Below are 7,709 nucleotides of genomic sequence, written 5' to 3' on the forward strand. Positions count from 1 at the left end.
ATTTGGAGGGATGCTATGCGACGCGCTCTATGTTTGATAAGTCTGGTGATGTTCGCTCCGGGCTGCGATTATTCGGAAGAAAAGAAGACGACTCCCGTCACGGCTCAGCTGCAAACAGGACCAAGTGATGTGGACTGGCTTATGCAGAATCTTTTTCAACCCTCCTGCAGCCGCTGTCATAACGCTGGAAATCGCGCCGGTGGATTTCAATTTGAAAACGCGAATGATCTTTTGAACCCCACGCAGGCGGGTGCGATTCTTCCTGGCAATGCTCAAGGCAGTTTGATTTATTCCGTCATTGCCAATGGGTCGATGCCTCCGCGCGGTGCGAAACCCGATGCGGCTGCGGTGAAAGTTCTAAGCTGCTGGATTGATCAAGGGACCTCGCCGACCGGAGCGTCCTGCACGACAACGGCTGTTGTTCCTGGACCGGTGCCTTCGGCGAGTCCGACGCCTTCACCTGCTCCGACGCCTCCCGAGCCTGTGCCGACTTTTGCGGAACTCTTCACCTCCGTGCTGGAGCCGAACTGCGTTGGCTGCCATAACAGTGGATATCCCGCGGCTGGGATCAATCTGGAAAGCAAAGCCAGCATCCTCGCCAACGACGACCTTGTGCGCTGCGGTCGGGCGGACAATAGCCTTCTTTATAAAGTCGTCGCAAAAAATGCGATGCCCCTAGGCGGTCCCGCTTTGAAAGCCGACGAGAAAAAATCTCTGCGCCTTTGGATCGACGGAGACTGTCCATGAGGCTCTTCGGTTTTCTTCTGCTATCCCTTGTGATGCTGAGCAGCAAGGCCAGCGCCTATCCGGAATTCGCCGGGGAAGGCTATTTCAGCTGCAATTCCTGTCACGTCAGCACCTCCGGTGGTGATCTTCTCACGGCCTATGGACGAACCTTTGCCGAAGAAAAACTCGTGATCAAAAGTTTCGAAGGCGAAGCACGCTTCGGACACGGGGCCTTTGATCTGCCTGAGAACCTTATGATCGGCGGTCATCTGCGTTTGATTCAGACGCATTATGAAGACGGACGCCGGCGTGAGGGCGAGTTTTTCACCATGCAGCGTGATCTGGATCTCGGCTGGACTCAGGGGCCCGTGACGGCTTATGTCACAGCCGCATCGGAACGCAAAAACGCCTATGATTATGATGACGGCACCTTGAAAATCCGTAAGTGGGTTCTGCGCTATGACGCGCTGGAGTCGATGTCGCTTCGCTACGGAGTCATGTCTCCGAAATTCGGTTTGAACATTGCGGACCATAATGCCTTCGTTCGATCGCGGATGGGGCTCGGCGCGGAGTCAGAAGAAAGTCTGGCGGAAATTTCTTACTTCAGTGAGCAGCTTGAACTCAACCTGTCTCACAGCGCGCCCGCCGGGGATGATCCCGACGTCACCCTCTATCGGGAGGACAAGGATCGCCGGAGTATCTATGGAAATGCCTCGACCTTCTGGGCCAATAAGCATCGCGTGTCCGTGAGCGCTCTGCGGCGAACTTTGGATCAAGGCCAGGAAAGCGGCTGGTCGCTCTCCTCGGTGCTTTCCCTTCCTTCGGCCATAAGGTTTCTGACCGAAGTCAACGGACTCAAGACTCAAAGTGAAAACGCCCCCGAACGCCGGACCTTGAACCTTCACACGCAGCTATTGTGGAAAACATTCCAGGGTATTTATCCGGCAATCGTCTATGGGCAGCATACGGAAAGCTCCGCGATTCTGGATATTCGCCAGGACAAACTTACAGCTCAACTTTCCATACATCCGCGACCGCACTTCGAAGTGTCGGGATCTTTCGGCTTGCGGCGAAACCTGGCTGATTTTACATTCGGGCATACAGGTTACCTGATTTTCCATTACTGGTTATAGGAGACTAGCACATGAAGATGTTTCATTTGGCTCTGGCGACTTTATGGATGAGTTCCACCGGCTCCTTTGCGGCCCAGACCTATACGGTCGTCGAGGATTCCTCGAAAGTCGGCTTTCTGGCTGTCGGCAAGCCCGGCTTTCTCAAGATCAAAGGGGAAGGCGGTCGTCTGAAAGGTCGGCTTGCTGCGGATCAAGGTTCATTGAAAGGGGACCTCACGGCTCAGCTGACTCCTTTGAAAACCGGCGTGGATCTGCGCGACAGTCATATGCATGACAAATATCTGGAAACCAAGGCGCATCCGACTGCGGAACTGATCCTGGACACCATCAAGTTTGAAAAAGGCGCCGATGGCCCCTGTGAATTCACGGGCAGCCTTGTCCTTAAATCCGTGAAGAAGCCCATCAAGGGCTCCTGCGAAGTCGTGGGTGTGGGCAAGGAGTCGCTGCAGGTCAAGGCCAACAGTGATATTAAACTTGAAGACTACCCGATCGGTGTTCCGAGCTATTTGGGTGTAACCGTGGCCGATAAAGTCACCATTGAAGTGGAATTCGACGCCAAACTCAGCCCTGCGACCTGACGACCCTCCTGACATTTTTCGCTCGTGGAACAAAACTCTTGCGGCCCGCCCGGGCCTTTAGTACAGGCATGAGGAACCTATGCTTGCGATATACGACATGGCCGATCACGAAAGCGAAAAATTACTTTATCAGGGACGTTACAGTGAAATACTCGCACTGAGCGTTGATAGTCTGGATTTTCAGCCGGGGCCTGAGAATCTGCCTCATGTCGTGGCAGCCCTGGCTCTGCTTGGCCGCACGGAAGAGGCTGGTGGTCTTTATCATGCCTACATTCAGACCCTGCCGCCCAAAGCCGCTCTGGTGACCCGCTTTTTTTATGCACTCGCCGTCTGCCGGGAACGACGCATGCCGGCGGCCCGGGCTTTGTTTGTGGAAAACCTGAAGCGGGCACGGGAACTTGTGCAGCGGTTCGCTCATGAGGGCGCGCCCATTCCTGAAATGGAACGAGTGAAGTTCTACGCCGCCCAGGGCCTCGCCTTTTTGCGCTATAACATGGGCTATATGCGACAGGCGGAATTTTGGAGCCGCAAGGCGCTGACGTCGGCGACAGCCTCTTCCTTTCAGTATGGCTCCTGTCTTGCGCATGAACTTTATGGGCACGTTCAGCTGCAGCTGGGTCATGTCAATGCCGGCATGATCAATCTGAAGCTGGCTCGCGAGAAGGCCTCGCGGCTGGGCCAGGGGGCTTTGACGCAAACCTTTGATGCCGCCCAAAGACTCTATCGCGCGACCTATGGCCTTTGCTCGCACGCGGATGAAATCCTTGCCGAGCTGAATGAAGCCCTGGGCCGCTGCAAGTATGAAGATGCCTATACGAAGGCCGCGCTGCAGATTCAGCTGGCCCGTATTTTAACTTTAACAGGTGATCTGCGCGAGGCGACAGCCCTTTTGGAAAAGGCCAGCGCCCTTGTTTACAGGGTGGATAATCCCTATCTGGAAACCATCTATAACCTTGGCCTCGCGCATGTGCAGATGCTGGAAGGGAATTATTCCATAGCTCTTTCCATTGCCCGCAACGCCGAATCGCGAGCGCGGGATCGCAGCTATATGCCCTCGGTTTTGAAATCCCTGGGACTTCAGAGTCAGATCCTGGAACGCATGGGCATGGGCGCGGAACATAGGGCCGTGATTCGGGATATGAAGGCTTTGACAGCGAAATCGGGTTCGTTTATCTCGCAGCGCATTCAAAGCCGCAGTGAATATATGAGCGCCAGCTGTCGGCGCGGTGAAGATCCCTTGGGTGACCTGATCGATGATGTGCATTTTCATAAGCGGGACATCATCGCGGATATCTTTGCCAAAGGATGGCTCACGTTTCTGCATCAGGTGCTGGGCGTCACGCCGCAGCAGAATCTTATCGTCTTTGACCTGCAGCCGGGATCTCTGACCCTTTTTTCACGGGGGCACATCGTGCACCGGGCCGAGGGCTGCAGCGCTTTGATTAAAAAACTTTTGCTCGCCTTGAAGGATGGGCGTGAGCTGAGCAAGGAAGAGATCACGCACTGTCTTTGGGCTCAGCCTTATCATCCGGCGCGGCATGATCCGCTTATTTACACCTTGATTGCGCGCACGCGGAAACTCCTGCAGCCCTATGCGCGTTGGATTGAAGTCACCGAACAGGGCTATCGACTGGAGGAAGGCGTCAGTCTTCGCAACGGCCGTGTTGTGGCATCCACCTCGAAAGATCCTGAGCCGCCCTTTGGACTTTCGCCTCCATCTGCTGCTGATCCGCAGCCAGAGGCCGTGGAATCCCCGGGCTGGGAGGATTATCGCGCGCAGCTGAATGTTCGGCAGATCGAGATTCTTGATATCGCGCAGACACTGGAAAAAATTCAGCCGCGGAACATGGCCCGACGTTTCAAGGTTTCGGATGCCACGATCACACGGGATCTTTCGCGGCTTGTGGAGCTTGGGACGCTGCAAAGGTTTGGCTCCGGTCGATCCACCTATTATCAAACCCTGAATCCTTGAAAGGAGATGCTTATGACGATTCTTCCTCTGATTTTCGTGAGTCTTGCGGAACTGTCGGGCACCTATACGATACCGAGCGGCGCGTATATGGAAAACCCTGCCGAGTTCCCGGCTCCGGAGATTGAATGGGATCAAGGCTCCGATGGCATTATTTCTTTGAAATATGATCTGCCTTACGAAGTCGTTGGCGTAGAAGCGGATCCTATAAAACTGCAGAGTGTATCCGCGCAGCAGCCCCTGCGTTTCAGGGGAGCGACCGCGGAGGGAGTTTGCCGCAATCAGGAAGGGCTGATATCCTGCGCCATTTCCTATAAGAAAAATCAGGAAGGCCTTTTTCCGATTGATACGGCGGCGGGCCTTGCTTATGCCGAGGGTTTGAACATGGATGCCGTGGAGATTCAAACACTGATCAAAGCGCAGGAGACATTGATGCATGAAGCTGTTGGAATTTTAAACTTCCGACTGCCCTGAATTCAAGCCCTCTTTGAGCGTTAAATCCTGGTATGAACCCGTGCTCTTTACCCCTTCCATCGGCAGCGATGTCTCGTGAGCCATCAGCCTATTCTTTCAGGTGTTCGTCACCCGCGAACACTCTGTTTCCCTAAAGCCCATGGCCTATTCAATACAAAGAATATAGTGTAAGCAGGAATGCCTGGAAAATTGCCCTATCCAAGTTATTTCCGCGAACAAGGAGTTTCAGCCATGAGTTTTCATCGTTTTCTGATTTTATCGGGTCTGCTTTCCATAGGATCCTTTGCTAAAGCGGCTGAACCCATATGGGACGCGAATAAGATCGTTTTAGTCAGCGAGAAGCTAGGCGAGGGTGTATTTGCGGTCTATCCGAAAAACTCTAAAGAAGAGAATAAGAAAGGCCAGGTCTCAGCGACAAGTGGCGGCATCGTTGTGGGTACTCGCGCAACACTCGTTATTGATACCATGCTCAATAAGAGAATGAACGAGTCCCTTCAAAAGCAGGCTCTGAATGCCTCGAAGCGAAAAGAAATTACCTATGCGCTCAACACTAGCGCCCATGGTGATCATTCTTTTGGCAACATGTACCTTCCAAGATCGACAAAGGTTATTCAGCACATCAATACGCGCAGCTATATAGCCTCGCATCTGGATGACGATAAGAAATTCATGATTCAAAACTTCGGTGCGGGTCGTGGGATTGAGGAAATCAAAGGCAGGGAAGCTGACATTCTCATTCCAGTGAACGGTAAAATTACTCTTGATCTAGGCGGCCGATCGGTGGACATCATCGACTTTGGGTTCGCTCAAACCGGCGGCGATCTGTTCGTCTGGGAGCCCATCACTCAAACTCTTTGGGCCGGCAATGCGATTAATGCACCGAAGCCAGCCCTGCCATGGCTTCTCGACGGTCACATTGTCGATACTTACAATACGCTCAAAAAGGTCTATGACTTTCTTCCCGAAGAAGCGCAGATCATACCTGGCCACGGAGTGGCTATGAAGAAGGAAGATTTGAACTGGCACATAGATTACCTGGATGCCGTCATCCGCCGCGTGAAGGATGCGATTGCGCAAGGCCTTAGCCTGGAAGAAACAGTTGCCAAGGTTCAGCTGCCGGAATTCCAAGGCTATGCGATTTTTGGTTGGATTCATCAGTCTGTCAATGTCCCAGCCGCCTATAAGGAGCTTAAGGTTAAACCCTAAGACGGGGTTTCCGCGATGATGACGACGCATACGCGATGGTGTCATCGCGATTGTTATTAGTCTCATGATACTTGAGATTTCAATTCTGCTCACGCCATATTACCCTTTGCCGAAAACGTCTTTTTCCCAGTAAGGCCCGCTCTGAAATTCTTTTTGTAGAAAATCCACGAAGGTGCGGACCTTGAGAGGAAGATTTTTTCGGCTGGGGTATACGGCGTAAAGATCGATGGGCTCCCTTTCAAATCCTTTTAAGATAACTTTCAGCTTTCCTTCCCTTACGGCATTGTGAACAATGAAGGTCGGCAAAGCCGCTATTCCGCAACCTGCTATCGCGACCTCACGAAGAGCCTCGCCATTATTAACACGGAAAACAGATCGGATATCAGAAGCTTTGACGTTGTCATCCGGATTGGTTGTCACGTACCTCCAGTAGCTCTGCTCATCAACATTGGAATAGATCACGCCTTTGTGCTTCACAAGATCCCTAGGTCGTTTCGGTGTGCCGAATTTTTCCAGATAAGCCGGACTTGCCACTGTTACGTGGCTGATTCGAGTGATTTTTCGTGCAACCAGGCTTGAATCGTTCATCCGACTGATCCGAACAGCCAGGTCATATCCCTCTGCAATCACGTCCACCATACGATCATTGAAATCGAGATCGATCTGAAGCTGTTCATGCTGAGAGAGGAACTTTCCAAAAAGGGGCGAAAGGTATTGAATACCGAAAGACATCGGACTACTAACTCGAAGCTTGCCTGTGAGTTGTCCCGTGTTGTTATGAGCAAAGTTTTCCAGGTTATCAAAATCTTCAAGAAGCTGTATCGCACGATCGTAGAATATCCGGCCCGCCTCTGTCAGGCAAAAGCTGCGGGTGCTTCGTTGGATAAGCCGAGCGCCTACGCGAGCTTCGATGTCGGCTATTCGCTTGCTCACCGCAGATTTCGCCAGCCCAAGGCGCTTCGAACCCGCTATAAATCCATTTTCATTCACAACGGCAACAAATGTCCCGATATCTTCGATACGAATTTTCATCAGGTCCTTCCGATGTTCTCGAGCAGAGGATTAAAGCATCGCTTTATACAAGAGCACATTGGGAAGGCACGAGGCAATACCTATGAAACAGTGAACGTCTTTCGGAGAGAGATGCTTATCCCTGTCAATGCATCCATAGGCTCGTATGAGATCGCTTAGGGTTATGTACTTTTTCTCCTGGAAATGCTGAGTACCCAGGTAATGGCTGCGGGATCTCTGACGTTTTCTACGGGGCACACCGTGCGGCGGGCTGCAGCGCTTTGATTATAAAAATTTTGCTCGCGTTAAAGGCTCACGCATTGTCCGATCACGCGGGATCTTTCGCGGCTTGTAGAGTTCGGGGCACTGTATCCGCGCAGCAGCGGCGGGCCATACCTATGCCGAGGGTTTGAACATGAATGCCGGAGAGATTCAAACACTGATCAAAGTTCAGGAGACATTGATGCATGAAGCTGTTGGAATTTTAGACTTCCGACTGTCCTGATTTCACTGTTCCATATGTTCGATTGTGAAGACATCAGCCCGGGCCAGGGCCAGGTTGCTGATGGTCTCGCTGGCTTTCAGGCGCGCTTCAAACGAGCTCGCGAAGTT

The 7,709-nt window shown here is 52.4% G+C and carries 7 protein-coding genes; 6 read left to right on the forward strand and 1 reads right to left on the reverse strand.

Features of this window, described 5'->3' with window-relative positions:
• The first annotated feature begins 15 nt into the window (after positions 1-15).
• The 6 genes from VFO10_RS03075 to VFO10_RS03100 all read left to right on the forward strand — a co-directional run bounded on the left by VFO10_RS03075 (position 16) and on the right by VFO10_RS03100 (position 6,086).
• The gene (locus tag VFO10_RS03075) at positions 16-747 is read left to right on the forward strand and encodes a c-type cytochrome domain-containing protein (RefSeq protein WP_325137209.1); all 732 of its coding nucleotides are present in this window, start codon (positions 16-18) and stop codon (positions 745-747) included.
• Positions 744-1,859 (forward strand): hypothetical protein, encoded by a 1,116-nt coding sequence (locus VFO10_RS03080; protein WP_325137210.1) that lies wholly within the window; start codon positions 744-746, stop codon positions 1,857-1,859. The genes VFO10_RS03075 and VFO10_RS03080 overlap by 4 nt, the downstream gene beginning before the upstream one ends.
• 11 nt (positions 1,860-1,870) lie before the next feature.
• Entirely contained in the window at positions 1,871-2,437 is a 567-nt protein-coding gene (locus VFO10_RS03085) for a YceI family protein (protein WP_325137211.1), read from the forward strand.
• Between the two features lie 79 nt (positions 2,438-2,516).
• Positions 2,517-4,409, forward strand: coding sequence for a DeoR family transcriptional regulator (locus tag VFO10_RS03090; RefSeq protein ID WP_325137212.1), 1,893 nt, complete (start codon positions 2,517-2,519; stop codon positions 4,407-4,409).
• A gap of 12 nt (positions 4,410-4,421) precedes the next feature.
• Entirely contained in the window at positions 4,422-4,880 is a 459-nt protein-coding gene (locus VFO10_RS03095) for a hypothetical protein (protein WP_325137213.1), read from the forward strand.
• A 231-nt stretch (positions 4,881-5,111) separates the two neighbouring features.
• Positions 5,112-6,086 (forward strand): MBL fold metallo-hydrolase, encoded by a 975-nt coding sequence (locus VFO10_RS03100; protein WP_325137214.1) that lies wholly within the window; start codon positions 5,112-5,114, stop codon positions 6,084-6,086.
• Positions 6,087-6,185: 99 nt separating this feature from the next.
• Here the strand turns inward: VFO10_RS03100 and VFO10_RS03105 are convergent, their stop codons facing one another.
• The gene (locus tag VFO10_RS03105; protein ID WP_325137215.1) at positions 6,186-7,118 is read right to left on the reverse strand and encodes a LysR family transcriptional regulator; all 933 of its coding nucleotides are present in this window, start codon (positions 7,116-7,118) and stop codon (positions 6,186-6,188) included.
• Positions 7,119-7,709 lie beyond the last annotated feature (591 nt).

It is taken from the genome of Oligoflexus sp., from assembly GCF_035712445.1.
Lineage (GTDB): Bacteria > Bdellovibrionota_B > Oligoflexia > Oligoflexales > Oligoflexaceae > Oligoflexus.